The sequence below is a fragment of the Paenibacillus sp. NRS-1760 genome (genome assembly GCF_050467785.1).
Taxonomy (GTDB): domain Bacteria; phylum Bacillota; class Bacilli; order Paenibacillales; family Paenibacillaceae; genus Pristimantibacillus.
On record NZ_JBITPK010000030.1, the window covers coordinates 1 to 16,615 of the forward strand.

17 protein-coding genes and 1 pseudogene are annotated in these 16,615 nt (G+C 44.5%); 7 read left to right on the forward strand and 11 right to left on the reverse strand.

Annotated elements, in window-relative coordinates:
* The 4 genes and pseudogenes from ACIFSR_RS34000 to ACIFSR_RS34015 all read right to left on the reverse strand — a co-directional run.
* The coding region (locus tag ACIFSR_RS34000) for a peptidoglycan-binding domain-containing protein (RefSeq protein ID WP_430063649.1) at positions 1–503 on the reverse strand (503 nt) is incomplete at its 3' end.
* A gap of 126 nt (positions 504–629) precedes the next feature.
* Positions 630–839, reverse strand: a complete 210-nt coding sequence (locus ACIFSR_RS34005) for a hypothetical protein (RefSeq protein WP_430063651.1) — start codon at positions 837–839, stop codon at positions 630–632.
* A gap of 15 nt (positions 840–854) precedes the next feature.
* The gene (locus ACIFSR_RS34010; protein ID WP_430063653.1) at positions 855–992 is read right to left on the reverse strand and encodes a hypothetical protein; all 138 of its coding nucleotides are present in this window, start codon (positions 990–992) and stop codon (positions 855–857) included.
* Between the two features lie 57 nt (positions 993–1,049).
* Positions 1,050–1,236: pseudogene (locus ACIFSR_RS34015) on the reverse strand (urocanate hydratase); the annotation flags it as partial.
* Between the two features lie 168 nt (positions 1,237–1,404).
* Between ACIFSR_RS34015 and ACIFSR_RS34020 the strand changes: the two are divergent.
* The gene (locus ACIFSR_RS34020) at positions 1,405–2,091 is read left to right on the forward strand and encodes a response regulator transcription factor (RefSeq protein ID WP_339207990.1); all 687 of its coding nucleotides are present in this window, start codon (positions 1,405–1,407) and stop codon (positions 2,089–2,091) included.
* Positions 2,088–3,629, forward strand: coding sequence for an ATP-binding protein (locus tag ACIFSR_RS34025; RefSeq protein ID WP_430063655.1), 1,542 nt, complete (start codon positions 2,088–2,090; stop codon positions 3,627–3,629). The genes ACIFSR_RS34020 and ACIFSR_RS34025 overlap by 4 nt, the downstream gene beginning before the upstream one ends.
* A 79-nt stretch (positions 3,630–3,708) precedes the next feature.
* On the opposite strand, the gene ACIFSR_RS34030 is transcribed toward ACIFSR_RS34025, so the two are convergent.
* The gene (locus tag ACIFSR_RS34030) at positions 3,709–4,899 is read right to left on the reverse strand and encodes an acyl-CoA dehydrogenase family protein (protein ID WP_076269411.1); all 1,191 of its coding nucleotides are present in this window, start codon (positions 4,897–4,899) and stop codon (positions 3,709–3,711) included.
* A gap of 176 nt (positions 4,900–5,075) precedes the next feature.
* Here ACIFSR_RS34030 and ACIFSR_RS34035 point away from each other — a divergent pair, with 176 nt between their 5' ends.
* A complete protein-coding gene (locus ACIFSR_RS34035; RefSeq protein WP_430063657.1) occupies positions 5,076–5,849 on the forward strand; it encodes a copper amine oxidase N-terminal domain-containing protein in 774 nt (257 codons plus the stop codon).
* A gap of 51 nt (positions 5,850–5,900) precedes the next feature.
* On the opposite strand, the gene ACIFSR_RS34040 is transcribed toward ACIFSR_RS34035, so the two are convergent.
* Together ACIFSR_RS34040 and ACIFSR_RS34045 are read right to left on the reverse strand one after the other, a co-directional pair.
* The gene (locus ACIFSR_RS34040; protein ID WP_430063659.1) at positions 5,901–6,461 is read right to left on the reverse strand and encodes a maltose acetyltransferase domain-containing protein; all 561 of its coding nucleotides are present in this window, start codon (positions 6,459–6,461) and stop codon (positions 5,901–5,903) included.
* Between the two features lie 68 nt (positions 6,462–6,529).
* Positions 6,530–7,561: an ROK family protein gene (locus tag ACIFSR_RS34045; RefSeq protein WP_430063685.1), complete on the reverse strand. Its 1,032-nt coding sequence runs from the start codon at positions 7,559–7,561 to the stop codon at positions 6,530–6,532.
* Positions 7,562–7,787: 226 nt separating this feature from the next.
* Here ACIFSR_RS34045 and ACIFSR_RS34050 point away from each other — a divergent pair, with 226 nt between their 5' ends.
* Positions 7,788–8,768 (forward strand): VanZ family protein, encoded by a 981-nt coding sequence (locus ACIFSR_RS34050; RefSeq protein ID WP_430063687.1) that lies wholly within the window; start codon positions 7,788–7,790, stop codon positions 8,766–8,768.
* A gap of 47 nt (positions 8,769–8,815) precedes the next feature.
* Here ACIFSR_RS34050 and ACIFSR_RS34055 read toward each other — a convergent pair whose 3' ends face one another.
* Positions 8,816–10,009, reverse strand: coding sequence for a purple acid phosphatase family protein (locus ACIFSR_RS34055; protein WP_430063661.1), 1,194 nt, complete (start codon positions 10,007–10,009; stop codon positions 8,816–8,818).
* 238 nt (positions 10,010–10,247) lie between these two features.
* Between ACIFSR_RS34055 and ACIFSR_RS34060 the strand changes: the two genes are divergently transcribed.
* The 3 genes from ACIFSR_RS34060 to ACIFSR_RS34070 are packed head-to-tail and all read left to right on the forward strand — an operon-like array spanning position 10,248 to position 13,521.
* Complete coding sequence (locus ACIFSR_RS34060) at positions 10,248–10,961, forward strand: polyphosphate polymerase domain-containing protein (protein WP_339207981.1); 714 nt, start codon at positions 10,248–10,250, stop codon at positions 10,959–10,961.
* 1 nt (position 10,962) lies between these two features.
* Positions 10,963–11,679, forward strand: a complete 717-nt coding sequence (locus tag ACIFSR_RS34065; protein ID WP_339207980.1) for a DUF4956 domain-containing protein — start codon at positions 10,963–10,965, stop codon at positions 11,677–11,679.
* Positions 11,680–11,697: 18 nt separating this feature from the next.
* Positions 11,698–13,521: a CotH kinase family protein gene (locus tag ACIFSR_RS34070; RefSeq protein ID WP_339207979.1), complete on the forward strand. Its 1,824-nt coding sequence runs from the start codon at positions 11,698–11,700 to the stop codon at positions 13,519–13,521.
* Between the two features lie 63 nt (positions 13,522–13,584).
* Here the strand turns inward: ACIFSR_RS34070 and ACIFSR_RS34075 are convergent, their stop codons facing one another.
* The 3 genes from ACIFSR_RS34075 to ACIFSR_RS34085 all read right to left on the reverse strand — a co-directional run bounded on the left by ACIFSR_RS34075 (position 13,585) and on the right by ACIFSR_RS34085 (position 16,573).
* On the reverse strand, positions 13,585–14,316 hold the full coding sequence (locus ACIFSR_RS34075; protein ID WP_339207977.1) for an MOSC domain-containing protein: 732 nt from the start codon (positions 14,314–14,316) through the stop codon (positions 13,585–13,587).
* A gap of 169 nt (positions 14,317–14,485) precedes the next feature.
* Positions 14,486–15,175, reverse strand: a complete 690-nt coding sequence (locus ACIFSR_RS34080) for a 4'-phosphopantetheinyl transferase family protein (protein ID WP_430063664.1) — start codon at positions 15,173–15,175, stop codon at positions 14,486–14,488.
* A gap of 54 nt (positions 15,176–15,229) precedes the next feature.
* The gene (locus ACIFSR_RS34085) at positions 15,230–16,573 is read right to left on the reverse strand and encodes a M20/M25/M40 family metallo-hydrolase (RefSeq protein WP_339207975.1); all 1,344 of its coding nucleotides are present in this window, start codon (positions 16,571–16,573) and stop codon (positions 15,230–15,232) included.
* Positions 16,574–16,615: the final 42 nt, after the last annotated feature.

Here is a 16,615-nt window from a genome sequence, read left to right on the forward strand (position 1 = left end):
CCACCAGCTCCGCCGCCTGCACCGCCACCAGCTCCGCCGCCTGCACCGCCGCCTGCACCGCCACCTGCACCGCCACCAGCTCCATTGCCAGCGCCTTTACCGTTGCCGAGTGATTTTGCTTTACCTTTCCATTTTGCTTGCGTTTTTGCCTTCGTTGCTGCTTTCTTCTCCGAATAAGAATAAGAAATCGATTGTAGCGTTTTAGCATCTACGGCGCCTGTTGTAGGCAAGCCATGTGTTTTTTGATAATATTTTACGCCGCGCACTGTAGAAGGCCCATAACGACCGTCAATTTTACCAGAATAGCTGCCCAGGGATTTCAGCATGCCTTGAATAACATAGACATCTGGACCCTTAGCATTTTTGCCAATCGCTTGACCAGTATGAGGCATACTGAACATCAATGTGATCGCGAGCAACGCTGCGCCTATGTACCTTGCAGCAAACCTCCCAATCTTATTGCGTTGTTCATCCAATCCAATTGCCTTTTTATGTTGTTGCATGCAAAATACACCATCCTTTTGATTCTTGAATTTAACTCCCCCCTTACTATCCCCAAATATTTAATTTCATTCCACATTGAATCCATAAAAAAAGCGGATCGCTTATTTGCGCTCCGCTACTCTTCTTCATCTTATTTGAAAATACTTATGCCAAATCACTTCAATAATCGAAGGTTCAATCGATTGAAAGCCTGAAATGACATATCGCACCAAAATCAGCTGACTATAAACAACTAATGCGATAATCGCCGGCTTGCTGCCGAGGCCAACTAGCGGAATAAGCAAAGCGAACATTCCGAGGCTTGGAATCGCATAGATAATGCCGAGTACGGACAAAATAGGAACGGAAATTCACCGATGCTTCGACAGCCAATAACCTAATGGCAGCGTAATAACAAGTGCAATAAATAACGAAACAAAGGTGATATAAATATGCTCCAGCAACGAGGTTAACAAATCATCATAATGGCGGGTTAAATAGTCAATCATTCCTCTCACCTGCCGTTCTGCAGCTTTAATTGCTCAAGCGTTATTTTGCCAATGATTTGGCTGTGCACCGCCCATTCCCCCGAGACCGGCTGTCAAAATAAACTTCCCCGCCAGATTGCCGTCGTAATGCATTCTAGCTATCAATTAAAAAATCTCATAGTGTTCTCATAATGCCGATAGGCTTGCCTGATTGTATGACCAGCGACTCATCTTCCTCTAATAATTTGAGCAAAAATATGATGCTTTATAAATATAAAGGTTACCTCATTTTTTGCAAAATAGAACCTGTAAACTAAACCCATCAATCGGTTTCGTATGTGGCTGAAAGTTTGCTGAAAGAACGAGTAAACAGATGCATCTTTTTCTAAAAAGACAGATAATAGAGGGGTAAGCTGCGAAAGGGGAATTTGAAATGGTGTCCTTCAAAGGGATTAAAATATTGCTTGTGGATGATGAACCAAATATCGTGCAATTTCTGGAGCTTGGGCTCATCAACGAAGGATTTGATATTCGATTCGCCTATGACGGGGAATCCGCTTTGCAGGAAGCGAGTACCTTTCAGCCCCATGTCGTCATCCTCGATGTGATGATGCCCGGGCTGAACGGATTTGAAGTATGCGAGGCATTAAGGGCTACCGGCGAAAATATCGCTATTATTATGCTGACAGCAAAAGATGAGATTGAGGATCGTGTCAAAGGCTTAACCCTTGGAGCTGACGACTATTTGGTGAAGCCCTTCAGCTTCAGCGAGCTGCTTGCCCGCATAGGTGCAAGACTGCGGAATCAGTTTCCTAATTTGCTTGGTGAAGCTGTGTATGGACCGTTCCGGCTCGATGACCGCCGCAAAGAACTCATTTATATGGAACAGGTTCTTGAACTGTCTCCTACCGAATATGAGCTGCTAAGGTTTATCATTCTAAATCATGGTGTCGTGCTTAGTAAATCGCTCATTTTAGATAAGGTATGGGGATATCAATTCGGTGGAGAAGAAAATATTGTCGAGGTGTATATCCGCTCGCTTCGCGACAAATTGGACGACAAGGAGCATCGCCTCATTCGAACACTCCGCGGGGCCGGCTATCGGATGGATCTGCCATGACGCTTATTAAAAGGTCCGACGTCACTCGTTTCTTTGCTCCACGTTCACTAAAATATCAGTTATTATATCGGTCGCTGCTTATACTAGCGGCTTTGTTTCTGTTAATTGGCGTGCTACAATACTTCATTATGAAGGACTTTATTTTTCAAAATAAAGCCGATGCCTTAAATGCTCAAATCATGTCGATGCCCATGGATTGGTTTATGGATGGGAAAGATACGAATAATCGCCCTGAAACGAGCAATCAGGGTGATCCTGCTAATTCGGCTGAACGGCCGCAGCGAGATCGACGCGACTCGCCCATGTTCTATCAACCGGGCTTGTCTATCGTCCTTATTGATCCAAACGGTGTCACGGCCGACGTATCGAAGGATAATAACCTTAACGCCCCGCTTCTATCAACGGACGAATATGAGCAGATTAGAATTCAGCTTAAAGCGCATAAGCAAATCGGCTATAAAATCCTGAACAATGCTGAAGGCATCGAGCAGCTAGTCGTCTATCGTATGGCTGGACCGCCAGGCAGAGCCGAAGGCCTCATTCAAGTAAGCACCGAAACTGATTCACTCAAGCAGCTGCTCATGACACAGCTTGCCATATTCGTTGGCTTATCTGTCCTTGCACTTGCAGCAGGGCTCGCGCTTTATTTGCCGCTGCTTCAGCGTACGCTTCGCCCTTTATCTCGCGTCGTTGTGGCAGCGCAGCAAACCGATGCAGGCAGCTTAACGAAACGAATTCCCGCCAGCCAAGGACAAGAGGAAATCGATCGTTTATCCGATGCGTTTAATGGGATGCTTGAGCGACTCGATCATTCCTTCGAGGCGGAACGGAAAACAACTGAAAAAATGCGGCGTTTCGTAGCGGACGCCTCCCATGAGCTGCGTACACCGCTTACTTCGATTCACGGATTTCTAGAAGTGCTGCTGCGCGGAGCGGCCTCGAATCCGGATCAACTCTCGCGCGCGCTTAACAGCATGATTCTTGAATCCAATCGTATCAACAAGCTGGTCGAGGATTTACTCGTGCTGGCGAAGCTTGATCAAGACCCGCAGCTGCAGCTGGCCGAAACAAAGCTGGATGCGCTTCTGCTCGAGATGGAACCTCAATTACAATTGATTGCTGGCAATCGCACAGTAGAGCTGCTTCTCACTCCTCATGTGAGCGGTCAGTTCCATGCGGATAAGCTGAAACAGGTGGTGCTCAATTTATTTTTCAACGCGGTGCAGCATACCGATTCGGAGACAGGCGTGATCAGCATCACGCTTGCTTCGTACAATAATCAAGCTGAAATACTCGTTGCCGACAATGGAATAGGGATTGAGGCCGTGCATCTGCCGCATTTGTTTGAGCGCTTTTATCGAAACGAATCATCCAGAACGCGAAAGAAGGGCGGCGCAGGTCTCGGGCTTGCCATTACGAAATCGATTGTAGATGCTCATAGAGGTACAATTACAGTAGACAGCTTGCCCGGAGCAGGAACAACCTTCCGCATTTTGCTCCCAACCACCCCGCTCCAGCCGGTTGATATGCAAGATTAACTTAGAAAAAAACAGGAAGAGGCAGTCTCAATAGTAGATTTTCTACTTTTGAGACTGCCTCTTCTTCATGATTTATTATTTATTCCGCAGACTGCATCTCTGCTAATGCCCGCTGAGCTAATCCGTTTAAAGTAATGTCATCCATCGGCGGATTATGCAAGCCTGCGCGAACATCGCGGTACATCCGCTCCAGCGGAAGCGTGCGAGACAAGCTGCTTCCCCCCACTATTCTCATGGCAAGATCAACGATACGAACGGCTGAATTGGTCGCCACATATTTAGCGAGGCCCAGCTCTGGCTTTAATCCGCTCCGTCCCTCCGGTTCCCGGTCCCAGCGATCGGCGATGCTGTATAGTAAGGTGCGAGCCGTTATCAGCTCCGCTTCCATTTCGCCAATTTGCCGCTGGATCGTTGGCAGTTCGGATATCGGGCCTGGCAAACTGTTAGGCCGATAGTTTTGGGCAAAGTGAATTGCAAAATCACGTGCCGCATGTGCAATGCCGATATAACAGGCAGGAATATGAAGCAGCGTTCCGCCATCGAAGGCCGTCCCGCCTTTACGATTAATTTCTGCGCCTTCAAGCGTACCGCTGTCTGGCACGAATACTTGATTCAACAGGAGGTCATGGCTCCCTGTTGCCCGCATGCCGAGCGTATCCCATGTTTCCTCAATACTTATGCCTGCACCCATTGGAATTAAAAACTCGCTTGCACGATTTTCTTCTTCCATCCATGCAGATATGGTGAAATAAGACACATCAGGACTAAGCGTGCTATAGGTCTTGCGCCCGTTAATAAGGAAACCTCCAGCCGTTCTTATCGCTGTAGTTTCCGGCTTGCCGCCTCTGCTTGGGCTTCCAGTTGCTCGCTCGCTTGCATAATGATTTATTGTGGCGCCTTTGCTTACAACCTCTTTGCAAAAGCTGGCGTATAAAGCTTCGGGCCATGGACGGCTTATCCGCATTTGCATTACCTGCCCCAGATGCCAGCCCGCGGCGAGCGCCGTTGAACCGTCACCGCGGGCCAAATGATCCTGCGCTAGTACAAATTCATACAATGACGCTTCATCCCCGCCATATTGCTTCGGCACAGTAAGCTTCAAATAACCGCACTCCCGCATATCGGCAAAGTTGTCATGTGGAAAAGAGCCTTCCCTATCATGCTTAGCTGATCTTCCTGCAAACTTGCTCGCCAGCTGATCCGCTGTCGCCGCGATTTCCGCTTCGCGCTCATTGCGAACGAACCGATCCTTTTCGATTTTCACCTGCATAAAGCTGTCCAGCCTCCTATCCACACTTTCATATCTGTATAGCAATCTTTCCTTTCAGTTTACACCCATCCTGCCAAAATAAAAATGAAAAAAGGATTAAATTGCTTAGGTTATCTAAGCAACTAATCCTTTGTAGAGACGTCTATTACGATATACATGATATGGAGGGCTTTCAGATGAAAAAAACTACTATTGCATTATTATCTCTTATGTTGTCTGCCAGCATATTTTCAGTTAATCACATTCATGCTGAAGCAGCAAATCAGCCATTCGTAATAGAAGGAAAAGTGGTTCAGGGACGCACTTTAGTTCCAGTACGCTATGTTGCTGCAGGGTTAGGGGCTGAGGTTAATTGGAACCAACTGTCCAAAACGGTAACCATTCTTAACGGAAAAACCGAAGTTATGCTCAAAATTAATTCAAATAAAGTGATGCAGAATGGTACTGAAATCACGATTGATGTTCCTGCTCAAATAACCAAAGGGGTTACATACGTCCCCATTCGCTTTATCTCACAAACCTTAGGCGGCACCATTAGTTGGAATGCCGAACGTAGATCAGCCGACGTTTCTTTAGGCGACAAACAAGTTAGAATTACTACAGAGTCTACTTTTAACTTGTCTACGATCCCGCAAGGACATATCAATACGCTTATCCAAAAAGCGAACGAAGCGACTAATCTATCTTCCTATTCACAAATTAGAGCCCATTTTAAATCCAATTTTACTGGCATATTCATTAATAAAATCATCAAACAAAATGGACTAGAATTCAACGTTCCATTCACAGGTACAGCATACAGTCATTCCGAAGGAAAGGAAGGATCTATTAATCAATATGAATCCCCCTTAAATGCTGGAGGTATGATTGTCGAGCGTAGAATCATCCTTAAACAAATTCAAAATACATGGATGGTCGACGATATTATTTTCTCAAGCTCGGCACCTTAAACAAGCATAAGCCCGCGATTTTGTTTAATAAAAAATTTCAATTACGTTTCATTACTCTTCAATCTGCTTTATAATCTTGGCGGGATTTCCACCTACAACTACGTTATCTGGCACATCCTTTGTAACGACAGCACCGGAAGCAACAACGACATTATTGCCGATGTTCACGCCAGGGTTTATAACGGCTCTCCCGCCTATCCATACATTATGGCCAATCGTTACCGGTTTTCCGTATTCAACGCCAGATATTCTCTCCTTTGCATTCAAGGGGTGAGTTGCTGTGTAGATATGAACTCCTGGTGCAAGAAAACAATTGTTGCCAATTCGAATTTCGCAAACGTCCAATAGTACACTATCAAAATTAGCATAAAAGTTTTCTCCAACATGAATGTTGTAGCCGTAATCACAACGGAAAGTGGGCTCGACATATAGACTTTTGCCTGTGGATCCGAACAATTCCTTTAGCAGCTCAGTTCTTTTGTTATCCTCTGTCTCCAATGTTTGATTGAATAACCTCGTTAGTCTGCGAGCGTTCATTCTATCCGCAATCAGCACAGCATCGGCTGCATTATAAAGCTCACCATTCAGCATTTTCTCTTTTTCTGTCTTCATTTGGTACCACTCCTGTTTGTTGTTTCAATTGTAAGCAGAAATACGGTTTGTCTGGTCACTACATTCGATTACTTTTTTGTTCCTGAAATCATTAGGCCTAAACCAAGCTTCTGTAATCCATACAAATAATCTTGTTTCCAGTCGCTCACAGTAAGCTCTGGCAAATGCTCTTTAGGAATATAGGCTGCGCTTCTTAATGTTATTTGGTCGGTTATTTGTTTATTTATTTCATCATTGGAAAAAATAATCGTGTGCGGGTTTATTGTAGCTGTAAATGAGGCTACCAACCGACTAATCGCATCAATCTTTTTCTCATCATGAACCAATGCAGTTTCTGTTCCATCCTCGTTATTGAGGGCTTGTACAAAATTTCGGTCATCATACTGAGGAACGAAGGATATTTCTCCTGAGAAAAACGTACTGCCTCGCACGACATCACCATTAATCATAATGCCGGCACCAGGACCGTTTTGACCCAAATACAAGTAGACCAAGGAACCCTTGTCTTTATTGTTTCGGTTGTCGTAGTACCCAAGGACAGCCGCATTCATATCATTCTCTACAACGACAGGTATGGATAAACGCTCCTCAAAATATCCTTTTAAATCAAAATCATGAAACTGTTCATAGCTTGGGATGAAAATAATTCGGCCATTATTGACTGAACCCGGCACACCTATAGCTACAGAGCTGATTTTGGGATGCTTTTCAATAATGCTTTCAAGTAAATGAGATAAGCTCAAAGCATCATCCAATAGCACACTTGAAGTACTGCCTTGTTCTTTCTCTTCGCCTAAACAATTAAAAATGGTATAGTTAGTTTCTGTTTTCTCTAAAAATATAGCCAAACCGAGCATGAACTCGGGATTGTATGCGTATCTGTTTGCTCTTCTCCCGCCACTTGAATGATCGAGACCAACTAAAATGAGTTCCCCGTCCTTTTCCATTTGCGTGAGAAACTTACTAATGGTAGGGAAGCTTACTCCTAGTTTCTGACTTAGCTCAACCTTCGTGGCACTCCCATGCTCCAGAAGAGCCGCTCGAATGCTGCGTAAAATAACTTTCTTCCATTCTTTTGGAGTTGCAAATAGTTCATTTATGATGATCACCACCTCTGATTGCTATACTTATTAAATACATTTAAAAAGTTACACCGATAATATCAGAATATCGTCTTGGATAAAAGTAATCTTCAGGAAAAAATAAGAGATGCTTAAAAAAGTTTTCATGTTTATTCTATAGAATAACACGTAAAGCAATTATTCTGTTAATAGCCGCACTCAGACAAGAAAGGATGTAACGATGTATCAAGGAAAGCTGCGAAAAATGACTATTTTACTGTTGGTTTTATATACCGTACTAATCTTCTATTTCTTATATGTCGGATTCAACAGAGCTGCTTCTATTCATGACAGCGGCTTGCGATATAATCTAATACCCGAGAAGATTCATTTATTCCTCCCTATGCAGAGAGAGTTTTCATTTTCGCTTTTTGAGTTCGGTAACTTTGCAGCATTTATACCTTTCGGAATCATGATCCCGCTTCTGTTTCGTTCTCGTTTTTTGGGTTTTATACTGCTATTTATTGTATCGATTACTATGCTTGAGACGCTGCAGATGCTTTCCCGTTTAGGCTCCTTTGATATCAACGATATTATTATTAATACGTTAGGTGCTGCAGTAGGCTACTACGCACAAAGGTTTGTTCGACATGAGCGTGATACATTTAAAGGCTTCTGCAAAATTATAATAACAGCAATTGTACTTGCGATTGGTGTCATCGGCAGTATTGGAGGCATTAATAATTATCTAGATAAAGCAAGCAGCGAGGTTATCACTTTAGATAAACTGCCATTAAAGGCTGGAACTGTTCTTTGGGATAAAAGCCTCTCCAGCTTCCCCGCAGCCCAAGAGAACGTTGAGCCGAAACTAAATATTTACAGCCGAAACAATACACGAACAAATGAGTTTACCTATCTTTTAGACGGCAAATATCACATGATAGCAGGTAATCTCGCGATATCAAAAGACTTAATTCAAAGTGCCGGCAATGGAAATATCGATCTCATTTTTAGCGCAGACGGAACCGTAATCCATTCGTTTGGATGGAGTTTCGATGGACAGGAAGAGCTTCCTTCCGAGTTTTTTCAAATCCCTTTGAATGGAGCAAAGGAGCTTACTATAAAAATTGTTAATCATACATCCGATCGAGATGTCCTGCTGTGGGACATTGCACTTCATAAAGTAAATACCGGACAAAAAATAATAAATGGGATCAAACAAAAACTAAAAACATTATTTAAATGAAAAATGCCGAATTTCTTAGCTTGCAAAGAAATCGGCTTTTTGTAATGTCACTTCATTTTTGAATCTGCTGCTCCGTGCTGAAGCACAAACTCATCCAGCTTTGCACCTTCCACGTCATAGGCTTGATAAGTTAGATTGTCGCCGTTTACCGTAATCCCTGCAAACATTTGCTTCTCATTCTGAAAATGAACCTTATGATAAAACTTATTTTCCTTTTTCTCATTGAATTTTTGCCCTGCAGTATTGGTTACCACATATACAGTGCCCTCTCGGTTTTGGACCGCTTGATCACCGTCGCCTGTGATTTGACCATCACGAAGCGGATAGGATCTGGAGTACTCATGATTATGACCCTGCAGCACCAAATCAACCTCAAATTCGTCAAATAGCGTTGTCCAATCCTTTACCTTCTTGTTCGTATTGCCTCCATAAGGCCCTTGATGCAGAGCAACGATTTTCCATGGCTGATCCGTGCTCTCCAAATCTTTTTTCAGCCAGCTGGTTTGCTCCTTTATATTCGATTCCGAATTTAAAATAACAAAATGAACAGAACCATAATCAAACGAGTATGTCGTTCCCGCATTCGATCCCTTCGCGCCACTCGCAGGTAAGTTGAAATGAGAAACAAATCGCTTGGCATCTCCATCCACTTCATCATGGTTGCCCGTAACTGGCATAAATGGAACCTGTGTTACCCACTTGCCTGCTTTTGCGAAAAGCTCGATCCAGGCTTGCTCATCGGTGGGCTCTTCTGTCAGATCACCATTATGGACGATAAAGGCAGACGCCGGAAAAACGTTAAACGCCTGATCCAGCGTATTTCCCCATAGCTCAAAATCCTGCTCCGTCACGCCTTGCGAATCCGTTACGTTTATGAAAGTAAAAGCATCGCTTGCTTCAGCCTCCGTCCTAAATTGTGCAGCATCGCTCCATGCCTCTTTTTCTCCGCTGCCTACTCGGTACGTGTATGTGGTTCCCGGCTTAAGGCCGGTAGCTTCTGCTTTATGAACACCGCGCAAAGTATCCTCACCTATGTCAATCGATGATGTCGTACCCTTAAAGGTCATTACAAGAGCCTCTTCCCAATCGCTAGGGACGGCTCCTTCAATGATCTGAACAATTGAATCGGAGTGTACATTCGTACTATGCCAAGTGAAGGCGCGGCTAGTTTTTGGATCGCCCTTGAACGTGGTCACAATCGCGGCTGGCTTCACCGACTTATTGGCCTTTAACCATTCCATGCCAATGGCTCCAACAACTAATAAGGCGCAGCATATGAGCAGTATCATCATGTCTTTTCGGATTTTTATCCTAGTCACACTCCTTCTTCTCTATCTAATTTTAATTATATCTTAACAAAAAGCTGTTGCACGGCGCATTCAGCAATCTTTCAGCCAGCCTTAAGTTAAGAATAAGTAAAGGCCCGTAGAATAACATTTGTAAGCAGCGAGGGGCGCTGAACATGAAATGAGGTGTGAGATGAACAAGAACCTAAACTATCGCCATGAATTGAAATTTTTCATTAACTATCATCAATACTTTATTATTCGCCAGCGGCTAAAGGATCTGATGGAACAAGACAAACATGTCGGTCCGTCAGGCGAGTACCATATTAGAAGCTTATATTTTGATGATATAAACAACAAAGCTTTGCATGAGAAGCTTGGCGGCATTCGTGATCGGGTCAAATATCGTATCCGCATATACAATGGCCAAGACCATGTCATTCATTTTGAGAAAAAGATTAAATTCAAGGACTACATCGCAAAGGTGAAGGAACCGCTAACGAGGGAAATGTACGACAAGCTTATGGATGGCGATTACGACGTCCTTAGAGGGCCGGACAAGCCGCTTTTGAACGAAATTCACAATGAAATGAAGCATCATTTGCTGCGTCCGAAGGTCATCGTCGATTATGTCCGTGAGCCATATGTTTACGCTAACGGCAACGTACGCATTACGTTCGACAAGGAGCTGCGCACAGGACTTCATGCCGTTAATATTTTTGATGAAAAGGTTGAGCCCGTACGCGCACTCGACAATGATTTAATCATTCTTGAGGTGAAATATGACGAATACATTCCAGCTTTTATTCGAATCGCTTTGCAGCTTGAAGGACTAAACCGGCAATCCGCTTCAAAATATGTCATCTGCCGAAAACATTTGAAGTTCAACACATGGGAGGATTATTAAAATGGAAACCAATACAACTGCCGCGGCTGCAACGGAGACGACAACAAATTTTGCCGATCTTTTAAAAAATTCAGTACTGGATAACTTTGCTTCTGATATCAGCCTTTCGAAAATATTGATTACGCTGGGCGTCGCTTTTTTACTTGGCTTCTTTATTTACTTGCTTTATAAACGAATATTTAGCGGCGTGCTTTATTCAAAAAGCTTTAACGTTTCGCTGATCGGCATGACCATGATTACAGCAGTTGTCATTATCGCGATTAACTCCAATCTCGTGCTGTCGCTTGGTATGGTTGGCGCTCTGTCCATCGTCCGTTTCCGTACTCCAATTAAAGATCCAACCGATTTAATTTTCTTATTCTGGGCTGCCGTTGCAGGTATCGTTACAGGCGCGGGCTTCTTTACACTAGCGGTAATTGGTTCGGTTGTGGTTGGTCTTATTCTGTTCTTCTTCGTTAAGGGCGGATCGGTGGAAACACCTTACCTGCTTGTTGTTAACTGCGACAGTGATGCTACCGAGCAGCTTGTTCACAAGCAAGTCGGCACGCTCGTTAAGCGTTATAACGTGAAGCAAAAAACAGTGACGCAGGGCAATATTGAAATGACGCTGGAAATTCGCCTTCGCGACGAAACCGGACGTTTCGTTAACCAACTGACGGAGCTGGCTGGCGTTCGTAACGCCGTACTTATTAGCTATAGCGGGGACTATGTATCCTAATTATCGGGAGGTGTTTTCATGAAAGCGAAAGCGCGTGTAATCTTATTATGCTTTTGCTCCATTCTCCTGATTACTTTACTCGCTGGATGTGCCGCAGGCGGTACATCCTTCAGTCTCAGCAGCTCGGGTGCGTCAACGGGTACAGATGAGAAATCAGCGGATGAGCAAAAGCTAGATGAAACGGTTTTTCCTAAAGATAAAATCGTAGATGTAAAAATTACGATCGACGAGGATGCGTTCCAAAATATGCTGGACAACGCCAGCGCGGAGGAATATAAAGAAGCCTCGGTCGAATATAACGGTCAGAAGTTCGATAACGTAGCCATTCGAACGAAGGGCAATCTCAGCTTGAACAGTGTCGTAAGAATGACCGATTCCGATCGGTACAGCTTTAAAATTTCATTCGATGAGTATGTTAATCAAACCTTGCAAGGAATAAGCAAAATTAATTTAAATAACAACTACAGCGATGCCTCTTATATGCGAGAGTTTCTATCGTATGAGCTTGCTGAGCAAATGGGACTTCCAACGCCAAAATATTCTTATGTCAATGTTTACGTCAATGGCGAGCTTTGGGGCTTTTATTTGGCTGTCGAGCAGATTGGCGATGCCTATCTTGAACGTAATTTTGGCAATGCATATGGCGCGCTTTACAAAGCAAACGGCGGAAACGGCAGCGAGCTCAACTGGCTTGAAACGATCGATGCCTATACGGGACTCGATTTGAAGTCCGACAAATCAAATGATGATATCTTGCTCGATATGCTGGATGAACTGAACAATGGCGCAAATTACGAGAGTGTGCTGGACGTTGATGAAGCGCTTAAGTTCATTGCCTTAAACGCAGTAGCCGGCAACTTTGACAGCTACCTCTCTGAGAAAAAACATAATTATTATTTGTATGAGGATGATGGTATTTTCAGCATTTTGCCTTGGGATTACAATATGTCCTTTGGCGGTTTCGGCGGCTCCAGCGTGCTCATTGATGAGCCAACTACCGGCGCGATAGCCGATCGGCCGCTTATTGACAAGCTGCTTAAAGTGGATGCCTATAAAGATAAATATCACGAAATCGTTACAAGCATGCTAGAAGGATATTTGGCAACAGATAAGTTTCAGGAAAGGGTCGATGTAATTAAAGCTATGATCTCGGATTATGTAAAGGCAGACCCTTCCTCCTTCTACACGTATGAGCAATATGAGCAAGGCGTTGCTCAGGTTGTTTCCTTTAATTCGCAGCAAACCAGTACCATTGCACAGCAGCTCGCCGGCACTATTCCTGCTGCAGGCGACGGATCTGGCAGCGGCGGCGGGATGGGTGGCGGTGGTGGCATGGGCGGTGGTGGCGGATTCGGCGGCAATCGGCCAAACGGTCAGCAGGGCAACGCTCAGGGCAACACCGGAAACAGCAAAGCTGCTGTTAATGCAGGAGCCGGGCAGCAAAATGCCGGTATTACAGCGAACAAAGAGCTGAGTCCGCAAGGTGCTGTGGCAGATGGCGTCGTTCAGCAAGTAGTTGATAACACTACCTCCCCTACTACGCAGAGCACTCAAGGCAATGCAGGTACCGCTGCTCCTGACGGGCAAGTCCCTCAGGGCGATGGGGGCATGACGCCTCCAGATGGACAAATGCCTAATCAGCAAGGCGGCATGCAAGGCGGGTTTGGCGGCCAAAGACCAAACGATATGGGTGGCGGCATGGGAGGCGGCTTCGGCGGCCCTGGCACGCAGCAAACTCAGGCACAAGGCAGTCCTAAAGAAGCCGCGACGGCTGGAATCGCCATCGTGATCCTGCTTCTCTCCTGTGCATTCATCGTCTTCTATAAACGTAAACGACTATAAGCATTCTAGTTAAAAAAAAGATCGTGCCCCCTTGCCACAGTGGCATTCGGGCAGCGATCTTTTTCAATCCATTAGAAATACCTTTTCGCCTATTTCAATGTCTCCTGTCTTTTTTACAGAAGCATACACCCCGAAGTTTAAATTCATCTCTGTGTTAATTTTTTTCAATAAGGAAGCATCACGTGCTAGCGAATCTGGATCAAGCGTAACCATGGAGCAGCGATCACAATATTTATCCACTTGCAATTCAGCACCGCCTACCGTTATTCGTCTGCCTATCCACTCTTTTTCTCCAAAAGCGCCTTCCTCTACTGTAATGAGTATATTTGCTCTAAAGCGCCGTGCGTCCAGCTGTTTTCCCCATATCGCTTCGAGCTTTTGCAAACTCCTATCGGTGATGATGAGGATACTGCCTTCATCCACCGCTTTAAGATCAGGGCTTTGTGCCTGATAGCTGCGCATCCGCATCTTCTTCTTGGAGTGCTTCTGCATTTCGGCTAACAGCTCCTCGTCCCAGCTGAAGGTCTGACCCTCTGGAGAAGTTATTTCTACTTTGGGATGCTCTGCGCTCGTGCGTTCATCAACCAGCTTCGCTTTGTATGCGAGCATTGCCGGGATTTCTCTTGCAGTAAAGAAGCTATCCCAGCCTTCCTTTGTTTCATCATAAAAAGCGTAACAACGGTCTCCCATTAATCCGTATCTATCGATTTTACAGGTATCCAGTTCCTCTCCTGCAAATGACTTAATCGGGTACCTGCTTATGCCACTAATTTTACCAATCAACGTTAATGTCAATCCAACAACCTCCATACATCCGTTTTCTTCCATTCACATGTATCTTTGATTATAGTATAAACACAAAAGACGCGCGATAAGCCAAGTACACCTTTCGGTACAGAAAGGCTTTCCGCTTATTACGCGTCATGTCGTTTCACATGAATGGTACAAACGCAATGTATTACAATTAGAAAAAGAGGTGTATTAAATCCTCCATGCTCCAATGCTGCAGCTGATTAGGGAATCCCTTTGGAGCAGTAGTACAAGCCGCCAGCTTATAGCTTCGGTTCAGTTCATATTGTTTGAAAAAATAAGCTTCCGTTCTCGGAGTTAAAGCGATGAAGCTATCCTCACTAATATGTATTGAGAAGGAATCCAGCGGTATGGACAACCCTTTACCTTTTGCTTTTATGTAACTTTCCTTCAGCGTCCAAAGCTCATAGAAATAAGCGGTTCGCTCCTCCCCTCTCAAACAAAACAACCGTTCATATTCCATTTTCGAAAAATAAGATTTTGCTATACTTTCATCTATTTCACCTATTTGTTCCACATCAATGCCTACCGGGGAAGAGCTTATAAATAAGGCAGCCCATTCTCCAGCATGCGAAATATTAAAGTGAAAATCTTCGCAGCCGATAAGTGACGGCTTACCATATGAATTGGAAGTAAACTGAATTGCTTGATTGGATAGGTCTAGGTTTCGCACAATTGCAGCACGTACAAGCACTTCACCAAATAACGTCCGATAAACATCACATTGCTGTCGCAATCGACTTATTTTTAAACGCTTCTCTTCTGATACGAGACTTAACAATTGCCGGTAGTCATTCGACGTGATGTTTTGCGGTATTTTCAAAACCATGATCTCAGCCTGCACAGTTTGCTGCTCCTTTCCCCCTCAACTAATCCTAAAAGCACTCGTCTGAATCTATCATAACCTCGAATTTCCATAACGCGCCATCACTTCATGAATAGCTTTTGCCCCAAAACGAATAGCCTCAACAGGCACACGCTCATCTGCTGCATGGATCAACTCCGAGAAATTCATGTCCTCTGGGAGCGTCATAGGCAAAAAACCATACGTTTGAATACCTAATGTTGAAAAATGTCTCGCATCTGTTCCACCCGGCAGCAGCATCGGAATAGGCACTGCAGCTTCATCGGCTTTCTTCAGCACATCTGACAGCAATTCAAACAATTCCATTTCCGGGTTTTCTGGACAAGGGTCATGGCGAATCACTTCTAACGTTATTTGATGTTGTATGGCATGATCGTACAGCTCGGCAATGAACTGCTCTGGAGTAAAACCGGGCAGCAGCCTCCCATCCATCTCCACAATGATTTCACTTGGATGCACATTGATTTTTTCGCCACCATGCACAACCGTAGCACTTATTGTATTGCGAAGCAGCGGTTGAAACAGCTTTCCCTTGTCACCCATTATCCTCAGCATGAGATTGCTCAGGCGTGGCCGAAGCAGCCCTTTCAATAATAACCTCGGCAATAGGGGCAATGCCGATGCCATGGATTGAATCATATACGACGCTGCGGGCGTGACATGAATCGGCAGTTTAACCTTATTTAACGCTCCCAGCATATAGGCAAGCTGCGCCATGCTTCCTTCATTTTGGCCAAGCGAACCATGCCCGCCTCCTCCTCTAACCGTAGCTCTAAGGAAACAAATTTGTTTCTCTGCCACCATAATCGGATAAAATTTTTGGCCGCTTACTTGAAAGGAGAAGCCCCCAAACTCCCCTATCGCATAGTTCACGCCAGCAAAAAGATAAGAATGATGTTTAACTAAGTAGGAGGCTCCTAAATCCCCGCCTGCTTCTTCATCACTTACAATAGCCAAAATCATATCGCCCTGTAATACTGTTTTCTCTGCGTGAGCTTTTAGAAAGGCGGCAAGCATCATCGCTACACCGCCTTTCATATCTAGGCTTCCTCTCCCCCATACGTAACCATCGCTAATCTCACCACCGAATGGATCGCGGGTCCATGCTTGCTTCTCTACACCTACAACGTCAACATGCCCGTACATGAGAAAAGGGGGTGCATCTCCGCACCCCTTTAATCGTGCAATTAAATTAGGTCTATGCTCTTCTTGAGCAATAATGATCGTATCACTGATTCCCGATTCAAGAAGAAGATCACGAATAAAATAAATACAATCTCGCTCATTGCCTGGCGGATTCGTTGTATTGAACCGTATTAATTGCTGCAATAGATATTGAGGGGACTCATATATCGGCCCGTCCAAGCTGCTAATCATCGTAAAGTCCTCCTTGGCATGGTTGACTTCCCTTTTACATCC

Coding starts and splice junctions, on each gene's coding strand:
- ACIFSR_RS34010 (WP_430063653.1), bottom strand. CDS start 992: ATGATTGACTATTTAACCCGCCATTATGATGATTTGTTAACCTCGTTG.
- ACIFSR_RS34020 (WP_339207990.1), top strand. CDS start 1,405: ATGGTGTCCTTCAAAGGGATTAAAATATTGCTTGTGGATGATGAACCA.
- ACIFSR_RS34025 (WP_430063655.1), top strand. CDS start 2,088: ATGACGCTTATTAAAAGGTCCGACGTCACTCGTTTCTTTGCTCCACGT.
- ACIFSR_RS34030 (WP_076269411.1), bottom strand. CDS start 4,899: ATGCAGGTGAAAATCGAAAAGGATCGGTTCGTTCGCAATGAGCGCGAA.
- ACIFSR_RS34035 (WP_430063657.1), top strand. CDS start 5,076: ATGAAAAAAACTACTATTGCATTATTATCTCTTATGTTGTCTGCCAGC.
- ACIFSR_RS34040 (WP_430063659.1), bottom strand. CDS start 6,461: ATGAAGACAGAAAAAGAGAAAATGCTGAATGGTGAGCTTTATAATGCA.
- ACIFSR_RS34050 (WP_430063687.1), top strand. CDS start 7,788: ATGACTATTTTACTGTTGGTTTTATATACCGTACTAATCTTCTATTTC.
- ACIFSR_RS34055 (WP_430063661.1), bottom strand. CDS start 10,009: ATGGAATGGTTAAAGGCCAATAAGTCGGTGAAGCCAGCCGCGATTGTG.
- ACIFSR_RS34060 (WP_339207981.1), top strand. CDS start 10,248: ATGAACAAGAACCTAAACTATCGCCATGAATTGAAATTTTTCATTAAC.
- ACIFSR_RS34065 (WP_339207980.1), top strand. CDS start 10,963: ATGGAAACCAATACAACTGCCGCGGCTGCAACGGAGACGACAACAAAT.
- ACIFSR_RS34070 (WP_339207979.1), top strand. CDS start 11,698: ATGAAAGCGAAAGCGCGTGTAATCTTATTATGCTTTTGCTCCATTCTC.
- ACIFSR_RS34085 (WP_339207975.1), bottom strand. CDS start 16,573: ATGATTAGCAGCTTGGACGGGCCGATATATGAGTCCCCTCAATATCTA.